This is a genomic window from Pseudomonas sp. BJP69 (assembly GCF_007633355.1).
In the GTDB taxonomy this organism is placed as follows: domain Bacteria; phylum Pseudomonadota; class Gammaproteobacteria; order Pseudomonadales; family Pseudomonadaceae; genus Aquipseudomonas; species Aquipseudomonas juntendi.
The window spans coordinates 1,857,956-1,881,800 of sequence record NZ_CP041933.1 but is presented as its reverse complement, the minus strand read 5'-3'; the positions used below and the strand labels follow the sequence as shown (position 1 = coordinate 1,881,800).

The following is a 23,845-nucleotide window of genomic DNA, read 5'->3' as shown; positions in this document are numbered from 1 at the left end:
GCAGCCACCCTTAGTAAGTCCGGACTTTTGGTTCGAAGGCTGGAACAGTCTTCGGCGCAAAGTTGACGCCACGCTTGGCAACGCGCTTCTCACCCGGGTAGTACAGGGTGTGGCACAGCCAGTTTTCGTCGTCACGGTCTTCGAAGTCTTCACGGGCGTGAGCGCCACGGGACTCTTTACGGGCTTCGGCCGCGATGGCGGTAGCTTCGGCGACTTCCAGCAGGTTCTGCAGCTCCAGCGCTTCGATACGCGCGGTGTTGAAGGCCTGGGACTTGTCGTTGATCTTGACGTTGGCGATGCGCTCACGCAGGCCGGCCAGTTGCTCGATACCCTTCTGCATGTATTCGCCGGTACGGAACACACCGAAGTAGTTCTGCATGCAGCTCTGCAGCTCGCGCTTCAGGCTGGCTACGTCTTCACCGGAAGTACGCTCGTTGAGCTTGTTCAGGCGGTTCAGGGCAACATCGATATCGGTGTCGCTGGCGTCGAGGTGCTCGATACCGTCGCTCAGTGCCTTCTCCAGGTGCAGGCCGGCAGCACGGCCGAATACCACCAGGTCGAGCAGCGAGTTGCCGCCCAGGCGGTTGGCACCGTGTACCGATACGCACGCAACTTCACCTACGGCGAACAGGCCAGGGATGATGTGATCCTTGCCTTCTTCGTCCATGGTGATGGCCTGGCCATGAATGTTGGTGGCAACACCACCCATCATGTAGTGGCAGGTCGGAACCACCGGCACCGGCGCGACAACCGGGTCGACGTGGGCGAAGGTCTTGGACAGCTCGCAGATACCTGGCAGGCGGCTGTGCAGCACTTCTTCGCCCAGGTGGTCCAGCTTCAGCAGCACGTGGTCCTTGTTCGGGCCCACGCCGTTGCCGGCGATGATTTCCTTGACCATGGAACGGGCGACCACGTCGCGGCCGGCCAGGTCTTTGGCGTTCGGCGCGTAACGCTCCATGAAGCGCTCGCCGTGGGCGTTGATCAGGTAGCCACCCTCACCACGGCAACCTTCGGTGACCAGTACACCGGCGCCGGCGATGCCGGTCGGGTGGAACTGCCACATTTCGATGTCCTGCACCGGAACGCCTGCACGCAGGGCCATGCCGATACCGTCACCGGTGTTGATCAGGGCGTTGGTGGTGGAGGCGTAGATACGACCGGCACCGCCAGTGGCCAACACGGTAGCCTTGGACTTGATGTACATGGTTTCGCCGGTTTCGATGCAGATCGCGATCACACCAACGAAAGCGCCTTCCTTGTTTTTCACCAGGTCAACGGCGTAGTACTCGTTGAGGAAGGTGGTGCCGGCCTTCAGGTTACCCTGGTACAGGGTGTGCAGCAGCGCATGACCGGTACGGTCGGACGCCGCGCAGGTGCGGGCGGCCTGGCCACCTTTACCGAAGTCCTTGGACTGGCCACCGAACGGGCGCTGGTAGATACGGCCGGTCTCGGTACGCGAGAACGGCAGGCCCATGTGGTCCAGCTCGAACACGGCAGCCGGGCCTTCCTGACACATGTATTCGATAGCGTCCTGGTCACCGATGTAGTCGGAACCCTTGACGGTATCGTACATGTGCCAGCGCCAGTCGTCGTTCGGGTCGGCCGAAGCGATGGCGCAGGTGATGCCACCCTGGGCGGATACAGTGTGCGAACGGGTCGGGAAGACCTTGGTGACTACGGCAGTCTTGTGGCCGCCTTGAGCCAGTTGCAGCGCAGCGCGCATGCCGGCGCCGCCGCCACCGATGATGATGGCGTCGAAAGAAATGGTTGGAATGCTAGCCATGAATCAGATACCCCAGAGAATCTGCACACCCCAGACGAAGTAAGCGAACATCGCAACGCCGCATACCGCCTGGAACAGGAAACGAATCGCAGTTGCCGACTTGCCGAACGACATAGGCGTCAGGTAGTCGGTAGCAATGGTCCACATGCCGACCCAGGCGTGAGCGCCGAGGGCAACGAGGGCCAGCAAGCTGAAGATTCGCATCGCGTTGTTGGAGAACAGACCATGCCACTGGGTGTAGTCGATGCCTGGGTGGGCGACCACGTAGCCGATCAGGAAGATGAAATAAGCCGCGAGAACGACCGCAGATACGCGCTGCGCCATCCAGTCATAGAGGCCCGAACGCGACAGGTTCGTGACATTGGTTACCATACCCAAACTCCCACCAGAACGATCAGCACCACGGAGATGACGATCACGATTTTCGAGCCCAGCTTGCCGCCTTCCAGCGTCTCGCCGATGCCCATGTCCATGATCAGGTGACGAACACCTGCCACGAGGTGATAAAGCAGGGCAGACAACAGCCCCCAGGTCACGAACTTGGCCAGCGGGCTGGTCAGACACGCCTTCACCTCGCCGAAGCCTTCCTCGGAACCCAGCGATTTGCCCAGTGCATAAAGCATGATGGCAAGGCCGATGAACAGGATGACGCCGGAGATACGGTGCAGGATGGACGTGTACGCAGTGACAGGGAGCTTGATGGTCCTTAGGTCTAGGTTTACAGGTCGTTGGCTTTTCACGGCTTTTTTCACACTGAAGAGCCCCTAGCGAATCAGGGCAAAGTTGTTGGTAAGTGTACTGGTCAGGTACCCACCACCCAGGGAACGGCGACCCCCAGCAGTTCGGGCTTGCAAGCCCCTGGCGGTCGGGTGCCGAGTATAGACAGTTAGGCTGCTTATGACAACGTGACGGGGTAGCCCAAATAGCGCATTGCCTTTAATGAGCAAAAGGCGTAAATGGGCGAGAATTTCGGGAAAAATCAGGCTTGAATGCCTGATTCAACAAGCCTTTAGGCAAATTGACATCTGAATTTATCCCTCTATAGTGGTGCGGGCCCTGCGTGGGGGGTCTGTCTGATGATTTCAAGCATTAATAGGAGGCCACATGGCTGACAAAAAAGCGCAGTTGGTCATCGAGGGCGCTGCCCCCGTCGAGCTGCCCATTTTAACCGGCACCGTTGGTCCTGATGTAATCGACGTCCGCGGGTTAGGGGCCACTGGTCACTTCACCTTCGACCCTGGTTTCATGGCGACCGCCTCGTGCGAGTCGAAGATCACCTACATTGACGGCGACAAAGGGATCCTGCTGCACCGCGGCTACCCGATCGAACAGCTCGCCGAGCAATCCGACTACCTCGAAACCTGCTACCTGCTGCTCAACGGCGAACTGCCGAATGCCGAGCAGAAGGCGCAGTTCGTCAGCACCGTGAAAAACCACACCATGGTTCACGAGCAGCTGAAGTCGTTCTTCAACGGTTTCCGCCGCGACGCCCACCCGATGGCGGTCATGTGCGGTGTGGTCGGTGCCCTGTCGGCGTTCTACCACGACTCCCTGGACATCAATAACCCGCAACACCGCGAAATCTCCGCGGTGCGCCTGGTCGCGAAGATGCCGACCCTGGCGGCGATGGTTTACAAGTACTCCATGGGCCAGCCGATGATGTACCCGCGCAACGACCTGTCGTACGCGGAAAACTTCCTGCACATGATGTTCAACACCCCGTGCGAGATCAAACCGATCAGCCCGGTACTGGCCAAGGCAATGGACCGGATCTTCATCCTCCATGCCGACCATGAGCAGAACGCCTCCACCTCCACCGTGCGCCTGGCCGGCTCGTCGGGTGCCAACCCGTTCGCCTGTATCGCCGCGGGCATCGCTGCCCTGTGGGGCCCGGCGCACGGCGGTGCGAACGAAGCCGTACTGACCATGCTCGATGAAATCGGCGATGTCTCGAACATCGACACCTTCATCGCCAAGGCCAAGGACAAGAACGACCCGTTCAAGCTGATGGGCTTCGGTCACCGCGTCTACAAGAACCGTGACCCGCGCGCCACCGTGATGAAACAGACCTGCGATGAAGTACTGCGCGAGCTGGGCATCAAGAACGACCCGCAGCTCGAACTGGCCATGCGCCTGGAAGAGATCGCACTGACCGATCCGTACTTCATCGAGCGCTCGCTGTACCCGAACGTCGACTTCTACTCGGGGATCATCCTCAAGGCGATCGGCATTCCAACCAGCATGTTCACCGTGATCTTCGCCCTGGCACGTACCGTGGGCTGGATTTCGCACTGGAAGGAAATGCTCTCCAGCCCGTACAAGATCGGCCGTCCGCGCCAGCTGTACACCGGCGAGCAGAAGCGCGACATCGTTGCCCTCGGCGACCGCAAGTAAGGCTTGATCGGGTAACGCTTCAGCCCCCCGGCCAGCCCTTGGGCCGCGCGCACGCCTGGTGTCGCGCGGCCCAAGGGCTGGCTCATGCCCTCCCCCGGCGATACGCATCAGCCACCCAGGCCAACTAGCGTGCGACTTGCGCAGCACTGCCCACGATTGCCGTCGGCCCTGGTGACCAGCCACCCCCGAGCGCCTTGAACAGGTTAACCTGGTTGATCTCGCGCGCCAGCTCCAGCTCCAGCCAACGCTGCTGCGCACCGAACAGCGAGCGCTGGGCGTCCATGGTCGAGAAGTAGCTGTCCAGACCTGCCTCGAAACGCAGCCGCGACTGCCGGTAGGCTTGTTCATAGTCCTCGACCAGCTGCCGCTGGGCCGCGACCTGCGGCAGCATCTCCTGCCGCGCATTCAACGCATTGGCCGCTTCACGGAAGGCGTTGAGCACGGTCTGCTCGTAAGCAGCCACACGCTGGTCGTATTGGGCCCAAGTGGCATCCACCCCTGCCCTGCGCTGGCCGGCATCGAGCAATGTCAGCGAACCGAGCGCCGCCAGATTCCAGAACTGAGCCGGGCTTGTCAGCAGCCGCGAAAAGTCCCCACTCAGGCTACCCAGCGCGCCTGTCAACGAAAAGCTGGGGAAATAGGCGGCCCGCGCACTGCCGATTTCTGCATTGGCAGCGCGCAGCTGAGCCTGCGCCGCCCGGATATCGGGCCGCCGCTCAAGCAGGCTTGAAGGCACCCCGGCGGGTACATCGGCTGTCGCCATCTGCGCCCCAAGCTGGCCCTCCGGCAACAGCCCGGCCGGTACCGTTTGCCCTACCAGCACCCGCAAAGCATTGAGGTTCTGCGCCACTTGCATCCGGTAGGTACTGACTTGCACGGCAGCAGTGTTGGTGATGGCATCGGCTTGGTGGACATCGATGCGTGCGGTCGAACCCAGGTTGAAACTGGAACGCAGCATTTGCCCGTAATGCTGCTGGGATTCGAATGTGCGCTCTGCCAGCCCAAGCAAGCTCTGGTTGGCCTTGAGCGTCAGCCAGGTCCCGGCCACTTCGCCGATCAAGGCCATGCGTGCAGCCTGGTAGTCGGCCAGCGAGGCATGAAAGCGCGCCTCGGCCGCATGGGCCTGGCTTCGTGCCCGGCCGAAGAAGTCCAGCTCATAGGCCGTGAACCCCACGGTGGCCTGGAAGGTGTTGGCCACACTGCCGGCGCTGGAGCCGCCCCCGGGGGTTTGCTCCAGCGCCGGCAACTTTGCGCGCCCGGCATAGGTGTCGACGCCCAGGCTGGGGTACAGCGCTGCCGCGGCGCCCTGATAGCCTGCCCTGGCCTGCGCCACGCTGGCTGCGGCTTGCTGCAAGTCACGGTTGTCGACCAGGGCCAACTCGATCAACCGGCGCAAGCGGCTGTCACTGACGAACGCTCGCCAATCCGGGTCGAAAGCGTTTCGCGGATCACAGCAGCCCGCCTCGACGCTATCCGGCCAGCCGGTGTCCATGGGGGACGCCGGTGTCTCGTAGGCAGGCTCGAGCGAACAGCCGGCCAAAGACAGTTGAGCGGCAAACATCACACACTGCAGGGGTCTAGTCATGGGCCCTTCCCTCACCAAACGCTGTTCATCAAGGCACGCAGTTGAGCCAGCACGCCGAGAGGGCCGCTGGAAGCCTGCAGGGCGGCCGGCTGGGCGCTGCGGCGCTTCACAGCCACCCGCGCGCTGGCGATGGGCGCCTGCCGCGGCCGGCGCACCAGCCGCAGGCGCCAGTCGCCTTCGCCCAGCAGCGCCCGTCGCAGCAAGGTGAAGAACGCAGTGGCGGGTTGCGCCGTGCTGGCCACATTGGGATTGGCCTGGCTGAACAACCTGGTGATCAGCGCGCGCCGCTGCGCCTCATGCACCGCCACGAAGCGCAGCCCCAGCCGTTGGCTGCCATCCCGGCGTACCACCTCTGCCCCCAGCCAGCCCACCTTGTCCACCCATACCTGGCCACGCCTGCCGCACGGCACCTCGCCGGCCATGGCGCCTTCGAACGCCGCCCCGCTGATCGAGATATCGACCAGTTGCCCACCCAGCGTACCGGTACCCAGGCGCAGCTGGGTGGGCCGAGCAAACGGAAAGCGCTCCTCGCCGTGCAGCCGTGGCCGATCAACGCAGGCCACCAGTGTCGCCAGGTTGTACAGCAGCACCAGTACCGTCCAGCTCAGGTTGAACACCATATTGCCGTCCAGTCGGCTGGCAGTGCTGATCGCCGTGATTGCGCCGACCTGCGCCAACACACTCAAGGCCAGGAAAAACCCGAACAGCTTCCAGTGCACCTGGGTCTGGGAGCGGTCCAGGCCTTTGGCCGTCACCTTGAAAGGCCGCCCGAACGGGCGAATCGCAGCACTGATCAGGGTCGCGGTCACCGCCAATGCGCAAACGATCTGCGTCACCTCGGTGAAGATCGGCAGTGAACGCCGCCCGGTCACCCAGGTGCTGTAACCCCAATAGGCGATCAGCGCCGGCATGCCGAAGGCCAGAAACGCTGCCGGCGTTGCATAGAAACCGGCAATGCCGAAATACCAATACAGCACCGGCGACACCAGCATCATCAGGATGAAAGGCTTGGAGCACCAATGCAGCAGGCCGTGCAGGTAATGCAGGCGATCGTTCAGGGCATAGCCGCGACCGAACAGCGGCCCCTGGCGCAGCAAGGCCACCTGGATCGTCCCCAGGCACCAGCGGCCGCGCTGGTTGATGTACTCGGTCAGGCCCTCGGCAGACAGCCCGATGGACAAACGCTCGTTCAGCCAGCGGGTGATGTAGCCCATCTGCATCAGGCGGTAGGACGTGTAGATGTCCTCACAGACCGACCCCGTGGGAAAACCACCCATGCGCTCGACCAGATCACGCCGCACCACGAACGAAGTGCCCACGCAGAACGCTGCGTTCCAGGCATCCTTGGCAGGCTGGAACACATCGAAGAATACCCGTTGCTCATCCACCCAGCTGTTTGCCGACCCCAGGTTATGCTGGATAGGGTCCGGGTTGTAGTAGAACTGCGGGGTCTGCACCAACCCGACCTCAGGGTCCTGGAACAGCCCCAAGGTCCGCAGCAGAATCGGCCGCTGCGGGGCGAAGTCTGCATCCAGCACCAGTATGTACGGCGCGTTGGTACTGGCTGCCGACTGGCGCAGGCCGTTGTTCAGGTTGCCCGCCTTGGCGTGCAGGTTGTCATCGCGCCGCGTGTAACGCACCCCCATGCTCGCGCAGTAGTCGCGCAGCCAGTCCCGCCGCGTGTCATCCAGCACCCAGAGGGTGAAGTTGGGGTAGTCAATGGCCTGCGCGGCAATGATGGTCTTCTCCAGAACCTCGAGCCCTTCGTTGTAGGTGCAGATGAACACATCGACCGCCGGCGCCTCGGCCCCCATCGCGCGCAAGCGCTGCTCGCCAGCGTCCGCGGCGTGGCGGTGATCGCTGCGCCGGCACATCACCACGATCGAAAACAAGGTATAGGCAATGCCCAACAACTCGAAGAACAGGAAGCCATAAGCCCATACCGTGGCGAACCCCGCGCGGCTGTCAGGCAAGGTGTCGGCGAAGCGCCAGGCCACGTACCTGACCAGCAGTGCCGCGGTCAGCGCGCCGAACAGCAGGCGCGCCAGCCATTGCTCGCGGTGGGCCATGCAACTCAGCAGGACCACGATGGCCAGCGTCCACAGGTTGATTTGCAGCAGTTGTGTCGAGTCCAGTGCTTGCATGTCAGTGGGCCTTGTAATCGCCAGTGAAAGGGTTGACGCCGGTGGCAGCGATCGCCGCCCATGCCGTGGCGCCCAAATGGGGCAGGTGGAAGTACAGGAAATCGTCATGGGTCGAGTCCGGCCCCACGCTCAGCCCCGTGCTGACCTGTGCCTCCGGGGTGGCGTACAGCCAGCCATCGCCAGCCTGTTGCGCCAGCAACAACGGCCACAATGGCTGCGCCAGGGGTGCCAGGCCGCGAAGGCTGGCAACGGCCGCCACCTGCGCCGTGCCTTCGGTCCAGATACCGTCAGGGTCCTGCTTGAAGCCATAGCCCTGAGCGAAACCATGGGCCCGCTCCACGAACGTCAGTGCCTGCAGCCACTGCTGCGGTGCGTCGGCAATGGCAATCAGCGGCCAGATCTGCGCATCCAGGCCCGACTGCTGCGTCTGCGGTGTTCGGCCATCGGGCAAGGTACCGATCAGGAACCGGCCTTGGCCGGCATCCCAGTGGGCCTCGACGAAGCCGCGGGCAATGCGCGCCTGCCGGCCAGCTTCGCTATCGTTGTCCAGCCGCGCCAACGAGGCCCAGGCTGCCGCCAGATCGACGTTATGCTCGGTGGACTTCCAGGTTTGCACCTGCGGGGCAGCGGCGAACCCGTAAATGCCCCCGTTGAAGCCTGCCGGTGGCCCCTTGTCGAAGGTGGTGCGCCGGGCCCAGTCGAGCACCTTTCTGCTCGCCTGCAAATAACGCGCTTCACCGCTGTGCCGATAAGCCTCCAGCAACGCCAGCGCTGCCCACGCCTGATTACCGGTCGCACTGCCCACCTGGTACGCATCCTGGCTCCATGCAGCACGCTCATCGCTCCAGTAGCCCGGCAGCCGCACAGGCGCGGCCTGCAGCGGGCCAGCGGCGTAGGCATTGCGCACCCGGCCATCGCGGTACTCAGGGTCGTGATCGATGGCATAGGCCAAAGCGTCGGCAATTTGTCGGGCAGCTGGCGCATTGCCGCAGGCAAACAAGGCGATGCTGGCCAACGCGTTGTCGTAGGTGAATGCCACGCCTTGCAGCACGCCAGGCACGGCAGGCTGCCCCGGTTGCTGCGGATAGCTGGCCAGCAGCAACGGCCCTTGGCCTTGAGCCGCCACCGCCTGCCCGATGCCTGCGCAGGTCATGTGCTGCAGGCGGGCCCGAGGCTCCAGGGCCATGGCCTGGCTGCCCAGCACCAGCCCGAGCACACCGGCAAAAAGCACCCAGCCGTTCATCGCGATACCGTCGCGGTCACCCAGTTGCCAGGGTTGCAGGTCAACAGGCGTTCATCGGCCGGCAAGTTGTTGTCGAACGTACCTACCACATAGACCGAGTTCTGCTCGGCATAAGGAAACGGCACACTGTAATTGCTGCTTTGTACATCGGTCGGGCTGGACAGTAACTGCACGACTTTGGCTTTCAGCGGTTGCGCGACACCGCGGATAGATACTTGCAGTTCGCTATCCCGGTCGATCCGGCTGGCCATTCGCTCCGGGAATACCGCAATAACATAACTTTGACTGCAATTGGTAGCGCGCAATAGCGTTGCACCCGCCCGTACTTGCGTGCCTTGCGGGGCGATCAACTCTTGCACGGTGCCGGATGCATACGCCACCACATTATAAGCCGCCATCATCTGCACCCGGTTTTGCTCACTTTCTATCAACTGGTCGAGGTGGGAAAGTTCCTCTTCGAGGGTTACCCGGTTGCGCTCCAGATTATCCAGGCTAAGTTTCAGCGTGGTCATCTGCGACTTGAGGTCGAACATGCGCAATTGCTCGGGGTCCAGGTACACCTGGTCCTTGGCCGCATTAAGATCACCATCGTTGATGTGCACCCGCGAGCGAATGGTCTCGGCATCGGCCTGCAACGAGGCCAGTTGCGCCCGGGAACTGGCCACGACGGCCTCGCTCACCGCGCCCTGGCGAAACAGCTCAAGGTTACGTGCCAGTGTTTCCCGGGCATCGGCCAGGCGTGCGCCAGCCGCCCCGCTCTCAGCCTTCAGGGCCTTCTGCGCGTAGCGCTTGCGCACCTCATAGGCATCCTGGTACTGCTGGCTGGTGATCTCCAGTGCGTTGTAGTACTTGCGGTCGTGTTCGGCCTGGCTGGCCATGGCCGCCAATTGCTGCTGCAAGGTGAGCCGGCGTGTCTGCAAGCCCAGCAGCGTTTCCTGTTCCGCCCGGGGGTTCTCGATGGTTGCGATATCCTGGCCCGTGGTGAACGTGGTGCCTGGCTGAATGTTCAAGGTACGCACCACGCCATCGATGGGCGTGGTCAGCAGAATGACCGGTGCATTGAGAATGGCCCGGGTTGCCGATGACGACAATAACGGCATGAACAATGTCGAAAACAGCAACCAGCCCATGAAAGCCAATACACCGTACCCGGCGATCCGGGGCAATAACGAAAGTCGATTAGCATGCACGATGATATCTCCCACACACGCGGCGGATGAAAATCAATAGGCAAGTGCTCGCCCTTGCACTGACCGAGGACAAAACGGCCCGCAAGCGCAGAGGTACAAGTGGGTAAGGCGTAGGTCTTGAAGTTATAAAGCAGAAGAAAAACGCAGCACGTTTTTTATAGTTGGCGTGAGCACGAGAGGGGGCAGGAAATGGCTCACTGAGTTTGAATCTAAGCCCAAAAATTTATGCTGTCAAACTTCCAGCAACGCTCAAATAATGGCGTTCTTTTATTGACGCCGGTGCCACCTGTAGCGCCATCACCTGAAGGCGCTACAGGCAGTGCGAGGCCTCAGTTTTTCTCAGCCCGTTCACGCAGCTGTTTGAGGGTATTGAACGGCGAATCCACCACGAACTTGTTGGCGACCATCGCCGGCACGCTACCACCCGGCTCGGTATGCACCTGGTAGGTCACTTCGGTGGTGTCGCCCTTGGGCACCAGCTTCCAGAACCCTTCGACTTTAGCCACCCGCACGAAGCCCTTCTCTTCCGGCAGGTAGGTCGGCTCTTCTTTCAGGTTGCGGGTGACGCTGCCATCAGCCTCCTTGACAGTGGTGATATGCAGCACCGAATCGCGCGGCGTCACCGGCCATGGCGTATTGAACTGGGTGTAGGTCCAGCTCTGGTTACCTTCATGCTTGAGCAGCTTCTGCGATTTGCATTCGTGGATCCATGCACATGCCCCGGCCGCGTCTTCCTGCAGTGCCTCGACCTTGGCCAGCGGCGCCTTGATCACGGTCACCCCGCGATAGGCCTTGTACTTGGAGCCAGCGACTTCGCTGAGGGACACCTTGATGCCTTCCTCGTCCTTGGCCACTTGCCAGTTCTCGGCCCAGGCCGCCGGCGAAAGCAGAACACCCACGCCACACAGCAGTGCAATACGCTTTAACGATCTCATCATGTTTATCCTTGTTGTCGAAGATCCAGCCTTTCACGCCGCCGTCATCTGCTCCCACCAGCCAAGAATCCTGATCGCTTCGTCACGGTCACTGCCACACACCTCGACATCTGCCTTGAACCCGCCACACACTGCTGGCCGCTCAGGCTTGCCGAACAGGTCGCAGAGGTTGGCCGCCGTCAGGTGCAGGCAGCGCTCGCCAGCTGGCTTGCCATTGGGCATGCGCGGCATGGCAGAGGTGATGGACGGGGCAATGCAGCAGGCACCGCAGCCCTCACGGCAGTTCATGGCGATTCACCAAACTCAGGACTCCCTGAAACAAGTAACGGGACGAACGCCCCTGGATAGTACCCGCCCAAACAGGTGTTTGAAATTGCTGGCACGATGAAAAATGACATGACCCGGCAGTCAGTTTGCCCCTTACTGCCGGAACTCGAAATCGATGGCCGCACCTTCCACTTCACGGCGGCTGTCATTGCGCAATTGCAGCTGCATTTCATTGTTGATCAAGCGGCCATTGAGCTGGAACGGGCTGTCGTCGGCTTCCGGCTTGTCCCGGAACATAGGGGGCAGCAGCGGTTTGCGGCGCTGGATCGGCGAAGGTGTCCCTATGTCTGGCTCAAGGTTGTCGACCAGGTCGGTGGGCAGGCTCAAGTCCAACTTTGCTTTGGGCAAAGGCTTGGCAACTGCCTTGCTTCGCGGTTTTGCTTTCTTGGCAGGGGCTTTGCGGACTACCGGCTTCTGCGCAGGCTTGGCGGCGTTTTTTGTCTGTGCCTGCTGGGCCTGCGCCGGCTGCGCAGCGAAGGCCAGGCCCGCGGCGGCGCAGCACGGGGCCGCAAGGCACAGAATCAGAACAAAACGACGTAATGCATTCATGGCAAATGGACAGACCCGCTGTAAAGGCTCGTATGCTCCCTGTTCCGCGGGCTGCTGGCAACCCTCACAAAAGTGTGAGCGCAGGCTCGCGGCACAGCTGCTGCGCCAGCAAGCCCAAGGTCATGACCGCCCGCTCGGCCTCCTTGTTCCACGGAATACCGCAGTTGAGGCGGATGCAGTGGTTGAATTGTTCCGTGTTACTGAATATCAACCCCGGAGCAATACTGATGCCCTGCTCCAACGCACGCACATGCAGCTCTTGCGTATTCACCCGCCCAGGCAGGCTCACCCAGAGGATGAACCCCCCGGTAGGCCGGGTCATCTGGGTACCTTCGGGGAAGTGCTGCTGCACCGCCAGCTGGTAGGCACTGAGGTTCTTGCGGTACTCCTGGCGGATATAGCGCAGCTGCCGGTCGTAGCCGCCATTTTCCAGGTACGCTGCCACACCCATCTGGGTCACGCTGCAGGCTGAATGGGTGGTGAAAGTTTGCAGGCGCTGTATCTCGTCCTGGTAACGCCCGGCGATCATCCAGCCAACCCTCACCCCGGGAGACAAGGTTTTGGAGAAGCTCGAACAGTAGATCACCCGGTCCAGCCGATCGAAGGCTTTCAGTGCCTTGCTCTTGCCCTGCTCGAACATCAACTCGCCATAGATGTCGTCCTCGATGATCTGGATATCGAAGTCCGACGCCAGGCGCAGCAGTTGCTTTTGCCGCTCTTCCGGCACCGTACCGCCCAGCGGGTTGCTCAGCCGCGCAGTCAACACCAAGGCCTTGATCGACCACTGGTTTGCCGCCAGTTGCAAGGCTTCGAGGCTGATCCCCGTGGACGGGTCGCTGGGGATCTCGATCACTTTCAAACCCAGCAGGTCCGCCAGCTGCAGCAAACCGTAATAGGTCGGCGACTCGGCGGCGATCAGGTCCCCGGGGCGGGTCAGCACGCGTAACGACATCTGCAGGGCATCGACACAGCCGTGGGTCACGATCACCTCACGCGGGTCGACGATCACACCGGCATCGCGCATGCGAATGGCAATTTGCCGGCGCAGCGGCTCGAACCCTGGGCTGAACATGTAGCTGAATGCGCGCGGGCTGTGGAAGCGTGTCACTTTGGCGATTTGCTGGTGCAGTGCGCGCACAGGCAGATAATCCACATGCGGCACGGCAGCACCGAACGGGAACACACCGTCGCGGCGGGCCTCGGTCAGTACCTGCTGGATGATGCTGGCACGTGTGACCAGGCCTGGGCGTTCGACCCTGGCGATATCCGGGGTCGGGGCGGTCAGGGCCGGGGTCTGGTGCACATAGTAGCCGGACTGCGGCCGCGCACGGATCAGGCCCTGGTCTTCGAGGTTGGCGTAGGCCTGCAGCACCGTGGCATGGCTGACGTTGAGCTGCGCGCTCATCTTGCGTACGGAGGGTACCCGCTCGCCTGGCTGGTAGACGCCGCGACGAATGTCATCGGCCAGTTGCTGGGCGATACGCTGGTACAGCAGCAGGTTGGTCATGGCGGGATCTCGACGCGCGGACGGGCTCGTTGTTCTTGTGCGACTCACTGACAGTAGAGGATACCGTAACAGTCAAGAAGTGTACCGGGACAGATGGTTGGGCCGCCACTGCATCTTCAGCGCCTGTGAGATCCAGCGCCGCGCGGGCGGCGCGCGATCTGATCGGCGCCGACCGCACCGAGCCGAACACTCACGCTCAACGCGCCGGCGCGAGCCTGCCCTTGTCGTCGGAAAACACAATCTCGACCCGGCGGTTCTGCGCCCTACCCCGCTCCGAGGCATTGGCCTCGATCGGGTACTGGTCGCCGTAGCCTTCGACCTGCAGGCGCTTTTCGTCGACACCAAGGTCCACCAGCATGTCGGCAACGGACTGAGCCCGGTCGTGCGACAGCTTGAGGTTTTCTTCAGGTGTACCCGTGCTGTCGGTATAGCCCTCGATGCGTACCACCCGGTGTGGGTTGAGCTGCAGGAACTGCACCAGCTTGAGCACGGTTCGGCTGGCGGTGTTTTTCAGGTTGGCACTGCCGGTGTCGAACAGCACGTCACCCAAGGTCATTACCAGGCCGCGATCGGCTTGCTCCGAGGCCAGCGCGGCAATTTGCGCCTCGACCCATTTGCCTTGCTGCTGCACGCTGGCCAGCTTGGCCTCGCGCAAAGCCAGCTGCAAACGCTGGCGCTCCAGGTCCAGCTTGGCCTGGCGCTCCTGGTTCAGCGCCAGCTTGGCATGCTCACCGGCAATCTCGCTGTAACGCTGGCTGAGGTAAGCGTAATGGCGCACATCGGAGCCGGTGCCGATGTAGCTGGACAAGCGTTCGGCGCGCGCCAGCGACTCGCCTGCACGAATCACGTCACGCGGCGCGCTGCGCAGCACGTCGGAATCGTCCTTGACCTTCTGGAAGGCGGCGCTGGCTTGCTCAAGCGCCGCGCTGCTGCGCTGGCTGGCGCAACCCTGCAGGCCTACCGCCAGGGCCAGCACTGCCAGTACGGCGAAGGGTGCGTGACGGTTCATGGCTGCACCTCCAGCTGCTTGCGCAGGCGCTGCACCCGCGACTGCAACAACTGCAACTGCTCTTCACTCTTCTGGTTCAGCACCTGGGCCTCGGCAAAACGCGCGTCCAGTTCCGCCTGCTCGGCGCGCATGCGCGCATCGCGGTAGTCTTCGGTCAGCATGTTGGTCCTGGCCCGCGCCAGCTTGTCTTCGGCCAGTTTCAGCGATTCGACCTGGTCGGTTGCACCGACGGCCCTGGCCTGCTCCAGCGCCTGTTCGGAAATACGCATCTGCTCGTTAGGGGCCGGGTCATTGGCGCAGCCCGCCAGGCCAAGCACGGCCAGGGCAAGGATCAGTGGTTGGGTTCTCACGCAATCTTCCTAGTGTTTGGGGGCGTCCGCCGGTACTTGCAGCTGCGCTTTCCAGCGCTCGACATTACGTTGCAGTACCGCTTCGGATGCACCGGAGATCGGCAATTCTGTCAGTTTTTTCGCCAATTGCCCACGCAACCAACTGTCATTGCACGCGGAATTGTGCGACAGCGCCAAGTACAAGCCTGGGCGGTCGACCGGCAAACCCCGCGCAATCAGGTCATTGCTCATGCCCAGGCTCTGAGCCATGGCCATACCGGCATAACGGCCAGCCAGCACGTAATCCACCTGGCCGAGCACCAGCTTCTGGAACGCTTGAGTAAGGTTCTGCGCAGGCACCAGCTTCAGTTGCGCCTTGGCGAACGCAGTAAAGGCCGGCGTCAGGCGCGCCCGCTCGGACAAACTACCCTGGTAGCGGGCCAGGTCGGCCGGGCCATCGATGGTCAGTTGCGCATCGTGCCGCGTCCACACCAGGTACTCGTTCAACTGCAACGGGGGGTGGATATAGTCCAGCGCAGTCAGTTGCTCCACCTGCATCGGCGTGTCGATCAGCAGGTCCATGCGGCCGCTGCGAACCTCTTGCAGTGCCTGTTCGCGACGCCCGGCACTGAGCACCTCCACCTTCACCCCCAGCTCGCCAGCCACCTGACGCAGCAGGTCGACGTTGGCACCGATCAGGTGCTGCGGGTTTTTCGGGTCCTGCCACGAATAGGGCGGCGCATCAGGGCTGCCGGTTGCTACCAGGCGTTCGCACTTGCCTGCCGCCATGGCCGGTGGCGCAACCAAGACCGCCATGCATGCCAGCACCCTGCCTGCTTTACGCAGCACCATTGCTCACTCCTTGTATCGCGATTGACCCGTAACCGGCCATAAAAAAACCCGGCCCCTGTAACGGGGCCGGGTTCTTTATAAGTGAAGCAGGCGGATCAGACCAGCTTTTCCAGCTCTGGCACCGCTTCGAACAGGTCCGCGACCAGCCCGTAGTCAGCCACCTGGAAGATCGGCGCTTCTTCGTCCTTGTTGATCGCAACGATCACCTTGGAGTCCTTCATGCCGGCCAGGTGCTGGATCGCACCGGAAATGCCCACGGCGATGTACAGCTGCGGCGCGACGATCTTGCCGGTCTGGCCGACCTGCATGTCGTTGGGCACGAAGCCGGCGTCGACGGCGGCGCGCGAGGCACCCACGGCAGCACCGAGCTTGTCGGCCAGGCTGTACAGGTGGCTGAAGTTGTCACCGTTACCCATGCCACGGCCGCCGGAAACGACGATTTTGGCGGCAGTCAACTCTGGGCGGTCGGACTTGGCCAACTCTTCGCCAACGAATGCCGAGATACCAGCATCGTGCGCGGCACCGACCGCCTCGATGGCAGCCGAACCACCTTCGGCGGCCACGGCGTCAAAGCCGGTGGTACGCACGGTGATCACCTTGATGGCCGCGCTCGATTGCACGGTGGCAATGGCGTTACCGGCGTAGATCGGGCGCTTGAAGGTGTCGGCGGACTCGACCGAGATGATCTCGGAGATCTGGTCGACGTCCAGCAGCGCAGCAACCCGCGGCAGGACGTTCTTGCCATTGGTGGTGGCCGGGGCCAGCACGTGGCTGTAACCCTTGGCCAGCTCGACGATCAGCGGCGCCACGTTCTCTGGCAGCACGTGGGCATAAGCTGCGTTATCGGCAACCAGGACCTTGGCCACGCCAGCGATCTTGGCAGCGGCTTCGGCAACGCCGCCAATGTTCTGGCCAGCGACCAGTACATGCACATCGCCACCGATCTTGGCGGCAGCGGCAACGGTGTTCAGGGTGGCCGGGGCTACGGCACCGTTTTCGTATTCAGCGACAACCAGGATAGTCATTTAGATTACCTTCGCTTCGTTCTTCAGCTTCTCGACCAGTTCGGCCACCGACTTGACCTTGATACCCGCGCTGCGGGCAGCCGGGGCTTCAACTTTCACGGTTTTGTTGGTGGAGGCGAGGGAAACGCCCAGCGCGTCTGGCGCAAGGGTTTCCAGCGGCTTTTTCTTGGCCTTCATGATGTTCGGCAGCGACGCGTAGCGTGGCTCGTTCAGGCGCAGGTCGGTGGTGACGATCGCAGGCAGGTTCAGTGCAACCGTCTGCAGGCCACCGTCGATTTCACGGGTGACATTCAGCTTGTCGCCGGCCACTTCCACCTTGGAGGCGAAGGTGCCCTGGGCGTAGCCGGTCAGCGCAGCCAGCATCTGGCCGGTCTGGTTGTTGTCGCTGTCGATGGCTTGTTTGCCGAGGATGATCAGCTGTGGCTGCTCCTTGTCGACAACCGCCTTGAGCGCCTTGGCCACGGCCAGGGAGTTCAGTTCATCAGCGGCTTCGACCAGGATGGCGCGGTCGGCGCCAAGGGCCAGGGCGGTGCGCAGTTGTTCCTGGGCAGTGGTCGGGCCGACCGAAACGACCACGATCTCGCTGGCAACGCCCTTCTCTTTCAGGCGTACGGCTTCTTCCACGGCGATTTCGCAGAAGGGGTTCATGGACATCTTGACGTTAGCAAGGTCGACGCCGGAGTTGTCCGCTTTGACGCGAACCTTGACGTTGTAGTCGACCACTCGTTTGACAGCTACAAGAACCTTCATGGATTCCTCGTTACTCTCCGGTGAATAGATAGTCGCCTGGGGCAAAGCCCTGCGATGCGCGTGGGTACAAGGGCACCTCTAAAAACGTACCGGGAAGCGGCATCTTCACAGTGACCGAACAGTCTTGTTCGGACCATTGCGACAAATACTCACGGGTCATTTCCTGTCGTGGCGTGTAAACTCCACTACAAACCGGCCTAAGCCCGCAAAACCCTGCTCCACACCTGGTCTTTAGAGGTGTACCTGCGCCCGGCTGCAAGCCTACGGCGAACGTAAAACCGCTCGTATCTTGACCGTAACACCCAATCCGGTCAATACGGCAAATCGGTCACCCTCCAGCCGCACGCCTGTGATTTTACTGGCCTGCGGCAAATTCAAACAAACGTTTGTATTGGACCCGCCAAGTGGTGTAGATATAATGCGCGGCCAAGACAAAACGGTGTAGTCCGTCAGTTGCGCAGCTACAGTTTCGCTCCCGTGACGAGCCACTGCGCGCATGCACCCATAAGACCCAGCAACAGCACGAGCCTTGATGAGTAGGAGAGAACCTGTGGAACGCGAATACATGGAATTCGACGTGGTCATCGTCGGCGCCGGCCCGGCGGGCCTGTCCGCCGCCTGCCGCCTGAAGCAGAAGGCCGCCGAAACCGGTAGCGAAATCAGCGTCTGCGTGGTGGAAAAAGGCTCCGAAGTCGGTGCTCACATCCTCTCCGGTGCGGTGTTCGAGCCCCGCGCGCTGAACGAGCTGTTCCCCGACTGGAAGGCACTGGGCGCGCCACTGAACACCGAAGTGAAGCGCGACGATATCTACGTGCTCAAAGACGCCGGCAGCTCGACCAAAGTGCCCGACCTGTTCGTGCCCAAAACCATGCACAACCAGGGCAACTACATCATTTCGCTGGGCAACCTGTGCCGCTGGCTGGCCCAGCAGGCCGAGAACCTGGGCGTGGAAATCTACCCCGGCTTCGCCGCCCAGGAAGCCCTGTTCGATGAAAACGGCGTGGTCCGCGGCATTGTCACCGGCGACCTGGGTGTCGACCGCGAAGGCAAGCCAAAGGACGGCCTGTATACCCCCGGCATGGAACTGCGCGCCAAGTACACCCTGTTCGCCGAAGGCTGCCGTGGCCATATCGGCAAGCAGCTGATCAAGCGCTTCAACCTCGACAGCGAAGCCGACGTGCAGCACTACGGCATCGGCCTGAAGGAAATCTGGGAAATCGACCCGGCCAAGCACGAGCAAGGCCTGGTGGTGCATACCGCTGGCTGGCCGCTGGACGTGATGGCCAAGGACAACACCGGTGGCTCGTTCCTTTACCACCTGGAAAACAACCAGGTGGTGGTCGGCCTGATCGTCGACCTGTCCTATGCCAACCCGTACCTGTCGCCCTTCGACGAATTCCAGCGCCTGAAGCACCACCCGGTGATGAGCCAATACCTCGAAGGTGGCAAGCGTATCAGCTACGGCGCCCGCGCCATCTGCAAGGGCGGCCTGAACTCGCTGCCGAAGATGGTCTTCAACGGCGGCGCGCTGATCGGTTGCGACCTCGGCACCCTGAACTTCTCGAAGATCAAGGGCAGCCATACCGCGATGAAGTCCGGCATGCTGGCCGCCGAAGCGGTGGCTGACGCCCTGGCTGCCGGGCGTGAAGGTGGCGACCTGCTCGACGGCTACGTCAGCGCGTTCAAGGCCAGCTGGCTGTACGAAGAGCTGTTCGCCAGCCGCAACTTCGGCCCGGCACTGCACAAGTTCGGCCCGCTGCTGGGGGGGGCTTTCAACTATGTCGACCAGAACTGGTTTGGCGGCAAGCTGCCGTTTACCCTGCACGACACCAAGCCGGACTACGCCTGCCTGAAGCTGGCGGCCGACTCGCAGAAAATCGACTACCCGAAACCGGACGGCAAGCTCAGCTTCGACAAGCTCAGCTCGGTATTCCTCTCCAGCACCAACCATGAAGAGGAACAACCCTGCCACCTGAAGCTGACCGACCCGAGCATCCCGATCGCCAGCAACCTGCCGCTGTACGATGAGCCCGCCCAGCGTTACTGCCCGGCCGGCGTGTACGAAGTGGTCACCCAGGAAGACGGCAACAAGCGGTTCCAGATCAACGCGCAGAACTGCGTGCACTGCAAGACCTGCGACATCAAGGACCCGGCCCAGAACATCACCTGGGTCACCCCTGAAGGCGCTGGCGGGCCGAACTACCCGAACATGTAAGCCCGCCCCTGCAGCAAGAAAAAGCCCCCTGGCCTCGCGGCCCGGGGGCTTTTTTCGTTCATTTGTCGACGCACATGATCGGCATCGGCTCCGCCGCGAACGCGGAAGGTTGCCGGCGGCCAAAGTAGCGGGCAGTGAGCAGCCCCACCGCGCCCATGACCAGACAGAAGCCAACGCACACCCATGGGCTCCACGGCATCAAGGCTATCAACGCCAGGGGCGTAGTGCTGGCCCACAAGGCGTAGGCCACGTTGTAGGTGAAGGAAATACCCGATACCCGGATCTGTGCCGGAAACAGCCCGACCATGACCGACGGCACCACACCCACCACCCCACAGCAGAGCCCGGCCAACGCGTAAGCCAGCCACGTCATGCCCCACTGCCCCACCAGGCTCGCATACAACGCAGCGATGCCCAGCGGCAGCAGCGCGCTGTAGATCATCAACGCCCGCCAGGCGCCCAGGCGGTCGACCAGCAGGCCGGCAAGCACACAACCGATGTTGAGAAAGACGATGCCTACGCTGCTCAGCGCGAACGTGTGCGCGGCAGACATGCCGAAGCGCTGCTGCATGACCGTCGGCGTAATCACCACCAGCACCACCACCGCCGAGGTCAGCACGCAGGTCAGGAGCGCAGCCGGAATCAACGCCCCACGATGCGCGCCCAGCACCTGGCGCAACGGGAATTTCACCGGCTGCTCCTTGCGCTCGCGCAGGGCCAGAAATACCGGCGTTTCACTCAGCCAACGGCGCAACCACACCCCGATCACGCCAAACACGCCCCCGAGCAGGAACGGGTAACGCCAGGCGTAGTCGAGAATTTCCTCGGCGCTGAAAGCCTGGGCCAACAGCGTCGCGGTCAGTGCCCCCAGCAAATAGCCAAAGGTCAACCCGGCCTGCAGGAAACCCAGGGCATACCCCCGCCGCCCCGGCGGTGCGTGTTCGGCAACGAATGTCCAGGCACTGGGTACCTCGCCGCCGACCGCAGCCCCCTGCAATATCCGCAACGCCAGCAAGATCAGCGGCGCGGCGTAACCAATCTCGGCATAGGTCGGCATTACCCCGATCAGCAGGCACGGCAGCGCCATCATCAAAATGCTCAGGCTGAACACCCGCTTGCGGCCCAGGTGGTCGGCGAAGTGAGCCATGACGATGCCGCCCAGCGGCCGCGCCAGGTAACCGGTGACGAAAATCCCGAAGCTTTGCAGCAGGCGCAACCACTCCGGCATTTCCGGCGGGAAGAACAGCTGGCTGAGGGTCAGCGCGAAGAACACGAAAATGATGAAATCGTAGATTTCCAGCGCGCCGCCCAGCGCCGCCAGGCCCAGGGTCCGGTGATCGCCGCGGCTGAACCGGGGCGGGCGAGCGGTATCGATGGCAGTCATGGCAGGGTCCGCAAGATCGGCAAAGCGCAAGAGGATAGCAAATACCCGCCGGCCGCCCCTAACGGCTGAACACCGTTTGGCCGAAGTTGCGGTGCCTGCGGGTATGTGCGGTGTTGCCCGACAGGCCCGGCGGCAGTGCCAGGGTGCCGATCAGCAGTGGGCTGTCGATGAGCGCCATGAAGGTCTGCAAGGCCTCGTTGTCCGGCACCTGGGGCAGGCTCACGTTGACCGCCTGGCGTTCGCTCGGCGGCACGCTGGGGACCTTGAGGTGCGGGGTGTGGTACAGCAGGGCATGCTGGATCTGCGTGCTGACCCCACAGAAACGCGCCAGGTCGACGCCGACATGGCTGGCCAGTTCGATATTGCCCAGCAGCAGGTTGAACGGCTGCAACGCACTCTGCACCAGACGCTGCAGCTCTTCAAAGCTCTCCACCGGGGCGATCCGGTAATAGCCCAGGCCATTAAGCAGCCGTTCCAACTGCAGGCGCTGGTACGGGTGCTCGTCGGCGATCAGGATGCGCAGCGACTTGTTGATCATGTTGTGGCCCGGGCAAGGGTAGAGATATAGGGCACGCTCCCTGACCATACTGCGCCAGCAACAGGCGTCCACCAGGGCTGCTCTTGGAGGGGTCTTTCTAGATAGTTGTCGGGAACCGGCGAGAAATCAAGTGGCCAGCTCGCAGAATTTTCACGCGCAAAGCGCAATCGTTCCCAACAACTTGGTGGTAAGGCAGCACCCAGGTTAAATCCGGCGACTTCGCATTCGTCTTTGGGTGAACCCTTGGACGCCGGTATTCAAGGCCGGCGTCGTCCGTACCTCGATGGAGATAGCCCATGTTTCGCACTGCCGTAGCCCTGGCTGCACTGACGCTGTCAGGCTTTGTTTTCGCCGACGAGCAATGCTCGGTGACCATCCAAGGCACCGACCAGATGACCTACGACCTCAAGACCATCCACGTGCCGGCCAGCTGCAAACAGTTCACCGTTACCCTGAAGCACCCCGGCAACCTGCCCAGGAACGTAATGGGGCACAACTGGGTGCTGACCCGCAAAGATGACCTCAAGGGCGTGGCCGACGACGGTGCCAAGGCCGGTGAGGGCCATGACTACATCGAGCCAGGTGATGCCCGGGTGCTGGCGCACACCAAGCTGATCGGCGGCAACGAGCAAGCGTCCGTCACGCTGGATACCAAGGCACTGAAACCGGGTGACAACTATGTGTACTTCTGCTCCTATCCCTTCCACGCCACGGTCATGAAGGGCACCCTGACCTTTGGCGGCTGAACCCCGTTGACCAGGCCGGAGCAGCACCGTAGCGGGCTGCGCCCGGCCCCTTGGCCCCGCCCCGCGCAGGGTCCTAAATTTCGCCCCACCACCCTCGTCTAACCGGCAGCCTTCCCTCACTGGCCGGACTTTCGCATGAGTTACTTTCGCAAGAGTTACCTTCGCCTGACCCGCCGCGCTGCAATCGTCATGCTCTGCCTCATACCCCTGGCTGCAGCGGCGGCCTGGCAGCTGCTGCCCAATGACGCCGAGCAGCGCCCCTTCGTGCGCGTCGCGCGCGGCAACATCGAATCCAGCGTCACCGCCTTGGGCACCCTGCAGCCTCGCCAGTATGTGGACGTCGGCGCCCAGGCCTCCGGGCAGATCCGCACCCTGCACGTGGAAGTGGGCGACACGGTCAAACAGGGCCAACTGCTGGTCGAAATCGACCCCTCCACCCAGCAGGCGCAACTGGACGCCGAGCGCTACGCCATCCAGACCCTCGAAGCCCAGGTCAAGGAACAGCAGGCCGAACACCTGTTGGCCAGGCAGCAACTGCAACGCCAGCAGCGCATGGCCGCCGATGGCGCCACCCGCGACGAAGACGTGCAAACCGCCCAGGCCAAGGTGCTGACCACCCAGGCGCGCATTCACAGGTACCAGGCGCAGATCCTCCAGGCCCGGGCCAGCCTGCGCAGCGCCGAGGCTCAACTGGGCTACACGCGCATCTACGCCCCCATGAGCGGCACCGTGGTGGCGGTCGACGCCCGTGCAGGCCAGACGCTCAACGCCCAGCAGCGCACGCCGTTGATCCTGCGCATCGCACGGCTGTCGCCGATGACCGTCTGGGCCGAGGTGTCGGAAGCCGACATCGGCCAGGTCAAGCCAGGTATGCAAGCCTACTTCACCACCCTCAGTGGCGGTGGCCGGCGCTGGACCAGCACCGTGCGGCAGATCCTGCCGATCCCACCCAAGCCTCTGGACCAGCTCAGCCAGGGCGGTGGCAGCCCAGCACCGGCCGCGCCCAGCGGCGGCACCAGCAGCGGCGCCGGGCGCGTGGTGCTCTACACCGTGCTGCTGGACGTCGACAACGCCGACAATGCACTGATGGCCGACATGACCGCCCAGGTCTTCTTCGTCGCCGGCAGTGCCCAGAACGTGCTCACCGCCCCGGTCGCCGCCCTGGCAGGCAAGCCAGACCAACCCGACCAGCGCACCGCCCAGGTACTCGCCGACAACGGCCAGGTCCAGCAACGCGCCGTGCGCATCGGGCTCAGCGATCGCCTGCGGGTTCAGATCCTCGATGGCCTGAAGGAAGGCGACCGCCTGCTGATCGGCCCAACCGGCAACGGAAGTTGAGC

The 23,845-nt window shown here is 62.6% G+C and carries 22 protein-coding genes; 4 read left to right on the top strand and 18 right to left on the bottom strand.

All coding sequences use genetic code 11. The features are described 5' to 3' along the window. Window positions 1-10: 10 nt before the first annotated feature. Genes sdhA through sdhC form a run of 3 tightly spaced genes read right to left on the bottom strand, consistent with a single transcriptional unit; the run spans window position 11 to window position 2,535 of the window. Window positions 11-1,783 carry a succinate dehydrogenase flavoprotein subunit gene (gene sdhA / locus FPB55_RS08625; RefSeq protein ID WP_009684709.1) on the bottom strand — a complete coding sequence of 591 codons (1,773 nt, stop codon included), beginning with the start codon at window positions 1,781-1,783 and terminating at the stop codon, window positions 11-13. Between the two features lie 3 nt (window positions 1,784-1,786). Further along, a complete protein-coding gene (sdhD, locus tag FPB55_RS08620) occupies window positions 1,787-2,155 on the bottom strand; it encodes a succinate dehydrogenase, hydrophobic membrane anchor protein (RefSeq protein ID WP_008091903.1) in 369 nt (122 codons plus the stop codon). Then, window positions 2,149-2,535 carry a succinate dehydrogenase, cytochrome b556 subunit gene (gene sdhC, locus FPB55_RS08615; protein ID WP_008091902.1) on the bottom strand — a complete coding sequence of 129 codons (387 nt, stop codon included), beginning with the start codon at window positions 2,533-2,535 and terminating at the stop codon, window positions 2,149-2,151. Before sdhC ends, sdhD begins: the two co-directional genes overlap by 7 nt. A gap of 352 nt (window positions 2,536-2,887) precedes the next feature. Between sdhC and gltA the strand changes: the two genes are divergently transcribed. Then, a complete protein-coding gene (gltA, locus tag FPB55_RS08610; protein ID WP_029886714.1) occupies window positions 2,888-4,177 on the top strand; it encodes a citrate synthase in 1,290 nt (429 codons plus the stop codon). 124 nt (window positions 4,178-4,301) lie between these two features. Here the strand turns inward: gltA and FPB55_RS08605 are convergent, their stop codons facing one another. From FPB55_RS08605 to FPB55_RS08545, 13 genes are all read right to left on the bottom strand, one after another. Then, window positions 4,302-5,762 carry an efflux transporter outer membrane subunit gene (locus FPB55_RS08605; protein WP_144187973.1) on the bottom strand — a complete coding sequence of 487 codons (1,461 nt, stop codon included), beginning with the start codon at window positions 5,760-5,762 and terminating at the stop codon, window positions 4,302-4,304. An 11-nt stretch (window positions 5,763-5,773) separates the two neighbouring features. Continuing rightward, entirely contained in the window at window positions 5,774-7,906 is a 2,133-nt protein-coding gene (locus FPB55_RS08600; protein ID WP_144187971.1) for a glycosyltransferase family 2 protein, read from the bottom strand. Between the two features lies 1 nt (window position 7,907). Next, complete coding sequence (locus tag FPB55_RS08595) at window positions 7,908-9,149, bottom strand: hypothetical protein (protein ID WP_009684715.1); 1,242 nt, start codon at window positions 9,147-9,149, stop codon at window positions 7,908-7,910. Continuing rightward, window positions 9,146-10,339 (bottom strand): HlyD family efflux transporter periplasmic adaptor subunit, encoded by a 1,194-nt coding sequence (locus FPB55_RS08590; protein ID WP_225785725.1) that lies wholly within the window; start codon window positions 10,337-10,339, stop codon window positions 9,146-9,148. Before FPB55_RS08590 ends, FPB55_RS08595 begins: the two co-directional genes overlap by 4 nt. Before the next feature lie 329 nt (window positions 10,340-10,668). Continuing rightward, window positions 10,669-11,274 (bottom strand): START domain-containing protein, encoded by a 606-nt coding sequence (locus tag FPB55_RS08585; RefSeq protein ID WP_009684717.1) that lies wholly within the window; start codon window positions 11,272-11,274, stop codon window positions 10,669-10,671. 33 nt (window positions 11,275-11,307) lie between these two features. Next, window positions 11,308-11,562, bottom strand: coding sequence for a YkgJ family cysteine cluster protein (locus FPB55_RS08580; RefSeq protein ID WP_009684718.1), 255 nt, complete (start codon window positions 11,560-11,562; stop codon window positions 11,308-11,310). Between the two features lie 132 nt (window positions 11,563-11,694). After that, window positions 11,695-12,150: a hypothetical protein gene (locus FPB55_RS08575; protein WP_009684719.1), complete on the bottom strand. Its 456-nt coding sequence runs from the start codon at window positions 12,148-12,150 to the stop codon at window positions 11,695-11,697. A 64-nt stretch (window positions 12,151-12,214) separates the two neighbouring features. Beyond that, window positions 12,215-13,657 carry a PLP-dependent aminotransferase family protein gene (locus FPB55_RS08570; protein ID WP_009684720.1) on the bottom strand — a complete coding sequence of 481 codons (1,443 nt, stop codon included), beginning with the start codon at window positions 13,655-13,657 and terminating at the stop codon, window positions 12,215-12,217. 196 nt (window positions 13,658-13,853) lie between these two features. Next, on the bottom strand, window positions 13,854-14,666 hold the full coding sequence (locus FPB55_RS08565; RefSeq protein ID WP_125854492.1) for an OmpA family protein: 813 nt from the start codon (window positions 14,664-14,666) through the stop codon (window positions 13,854-13,856). Next, window positions 14,663-15,016 carry a DUF4398 domain-containing protein gene (locus tag FPB55_RS08560; protein ID WP_029886528.1) on the bottom strand — a complete coding sequence of 118 codons (354 nt, stop codon included), beginning with the start codon at window positions 15,014-15,016 and terminating at the stop codon, window positions 14,663-14,665. The genes FPB55_RS08565 and FPB55_RS08560 overlap by 4 nt, the downstream gene beginning before the upstream one ends. A gap of 9 nt (window positions 15,017-15,025) precedes the next feature. Beyond that, window positions 15,026-15,847, bottom strand: a complete 822-nt coding sequence (locus FPB55_RS08555) for a transporter substrate-binding domain-containing protein (RefSeq protein WP_029886527.1) — start codon at window positions 15,845-15,847, stop codon at window positions 15,026-15,028. A gap of 95 nt (window positions 15,848-15,942) precedes the next feature. After that, window positions 15,943-16,872, bottom strand: coding sequence for an FAD-binding protein (locus tag FPB55_RS08550; protein ID WP_009684724.1), 930 nt, complete (start codon window positions 16,870-16,872; stop codon window positions 15,943-15,945). Next, entirely contained in the window at window positions 16,873-17,622 is a 750-nt protein-coding gene (locus FPB55_RS08545; protein ID WP_029886526.1) for an electron transfer flavoprotein subunit beta/FixA family protein, read from the bottom strand. 532 nt (window positions 17,623-18,154) lie between these two features. Between FPB55_RS08545 and FPB55_RS08540 the strand changes: the two genes are divergently transcribed. Continuing rightward, entirely contained in the window at window positions 18,155-19,837 is a 1,683-nt protein-coding gene (locus FPB55_RS08540) for an electron transfer flavoprotein-ubiquinone oxidoreductase (protein ID WP_080709229.1), read from the top strand. Window positions 19,838-19,895: 58 nt separating this feature from the next. Here the strand turns inward: FPB55_RS08540 and FPB55_RS08535 are convergent, their stop codons facing one another. Then, on the bottom strand, window positions 19,896-21,221 hold the full coding sequence (locus tag FPB55_RS08535; RefSeq protein ID WP_009684727.1) for an MFS transporter: 1,326 nt from the start codon (window positions 21,219-21,221) through the stop codon (window positions 19,896-19,898). A 58-nt stretch (window positions 21,222-21,279) separates the two neighbouring features. Continuing rightward, window positions 21,280-21,759, bottom strand: coding sequence for a response regulator (locus tag FPB55_RS08530; protein ID WP_009684728.1), 480 nt, complete (start codon window positions 21,757-21,759; stop codon window positions 21,280-21,282). Between the two features lie 296 nt (window positions 21,760-22,055). Here FPB55_RS08530 and azu point away from each other — a divergent pair, with 296 nt between their 5' ends. Both azu and FPB55_RS08520 read left to right on the top strand, forming a co-directional pair. Continuing rightward, entirely contained in the window at window positions 22,056-22,505 is a 450-nt protein-coding gene (gene azu, locus FPB55_RS08525; RefSeq protein WP_125854491.1) for an azurin, read from the top strand. A 135-nt stretch (window positions 22,506-22,640) separates the two neighbouring features. After that, complete coding sequence (locus tag FPB55_RS08520; protein WP_115293689.1) at window positions 22,641-23,843, top strand: efflux RND transporter periplasmic adaptor subunit; 1,203 nt, start codon at window positions 22,641-22,643, stop codon at window positions 23,841-23,843. The last annotated feature ends 2 nt before the right edge of the window (window positions 23,844-23,845 follow it).

Excerpts from the sequence above, each read along its gene's own strand:
- sdhA (WP_009684709.1), bottom strand. The coding sequence starts at position 1,783 with ATGGCTAGCATTCCAACCATTTCTTTCGACGCCATCATCATCGGTGGC.
- FPB55_RS08550 (WP_009684724.1), bottom strand. The coding sequence starts at position 16,872 with ATGACTATCCTGGTTGTCGCTGAATACGAAAACGGTGCCGTAGCCCCG.
- FPB55_RS08575 (WP_009684719.1), bottom strand. The coding sequence starts at position 12,150 with ATGAATGCATTACGTCGTTTTGTTCTGATTCTGTGCCTTGCGGCCCCG.
- FPB55_RS08600 (WP_144187971.1), bottom strand. The coding sequence starts at position 7,906 with ATGCAAGCACTGGACTCGACACAACTGCTGCAAATCAACCTGTGGACG.
- FPB55_RS08605 (WP_144187973.1), bottom strand. The coding sequence starts at position 5,762 with ATGACTAGACCCCTGCAGTGTGTGATGTTTGCCGCTCAACTGTCTTTG.
- FPB55_RS08520 (WP_115293689.1), top strand. The coding sequence starts at position 22,641 with ATGAGTTACTTTCGCAAGAGTTACCTTCGCCTGACCCGCCGCGCTGCA.
- FPB55_RS08530 (WP_009684728.1), bottom strand. The coding sequence starts at position 21,759 with ATGATCAACAAGTCGCTGCGCATCCTGATCGCCGACGAGCACCCGTAC.
- FPB55_RS08570 (WP_009684720.1), bottom strand. The coding sequence starts at position 13,657 with ATGACCAACCTGCTGCTGTACCAGCGTATCGCCCAGCAACTGGCCGAT.
- FPB55_RS08580 (WP_009684718.1), bottom strand. The coding sequence starts at position 11,562 with ATGAACTGCCGTGAGGGCTGCGGTGCCTGCTGCATTGCCCCGTCCATC.
- FPB55_RS08540 (WP_080709229.1), top strand. The coding sequence starts at position 18,155 with ATGAGTAGGAGAGAACCTGTGGAACGCGAATACATGGAATTCGACGTG.
- FPB55_RS08585 (WP_009684717.1), bottom strand. The coding sequence starts at position 11,274 with ATGAGATCGTTAAAGCGTATTGCACTGCTGTGTGGCGTGGGTGTTCTG.
- gltA (WP_029886714.1), top strand. The coding sequence starts at position 2,888 with ATGGCTGACAAAAAAGCGCAGTTGGTCATCGAGGGCGCTGCCCCCGTC.
- sdhD (WP_008091903.1), bottom strand. The coding sequence starts at position 2,155 with ATGGTAACCAATGTCACGAACCTGTCGCGTTCGGGCCTCTATGACTGG.
- FPB55_RS08545 (WP_029886526.1), bottom strand. The coding sequence starts at position 17,622 with ATGAAGGTTCTTGTAGCTGTCAAACGAGTGGTCGACTACAACGTCAAG.
- FPB55_RS08595 (WP_009684715.1), bottom strand. The coding sequence starts at position 9,149 with ATGAACGGCTGGGTGCTTTTTGCCGGTGTGCTCGGGCTGGTGCTGGGC.
- azu (WP_125854491.1), top strand. The coding sequence starts at position 22,056 with ATGTTTCGCACTGCCGTAGCCCTGGCTGCACTGACGCTGTCAGGCTTT.
- FPB55_RS08555 (WP_029886527.1), bottom strand. The coding sequence starts at position 15,847 with ATGGTGCTGCGTAAAGCAGGCAGGGTGCTGGCATGCATGGCGGTCTTG.
- FPB55_RS08565 (WP_125854492.1), bottom strand. The coding sequence starts at position 14,666 with ATGAACCGTCACGCACCCTTCGCCGTACTGGCAGTGCTGGCCCTGGCG.
- FPB55_RS08535 (WP_009684727.1), bottom strand. The coding sequence starts at position 21,221 with ATGACTGCCATCGATACCGCTCGCCCGCCCCGGTTCAGCCGCGGCGAT.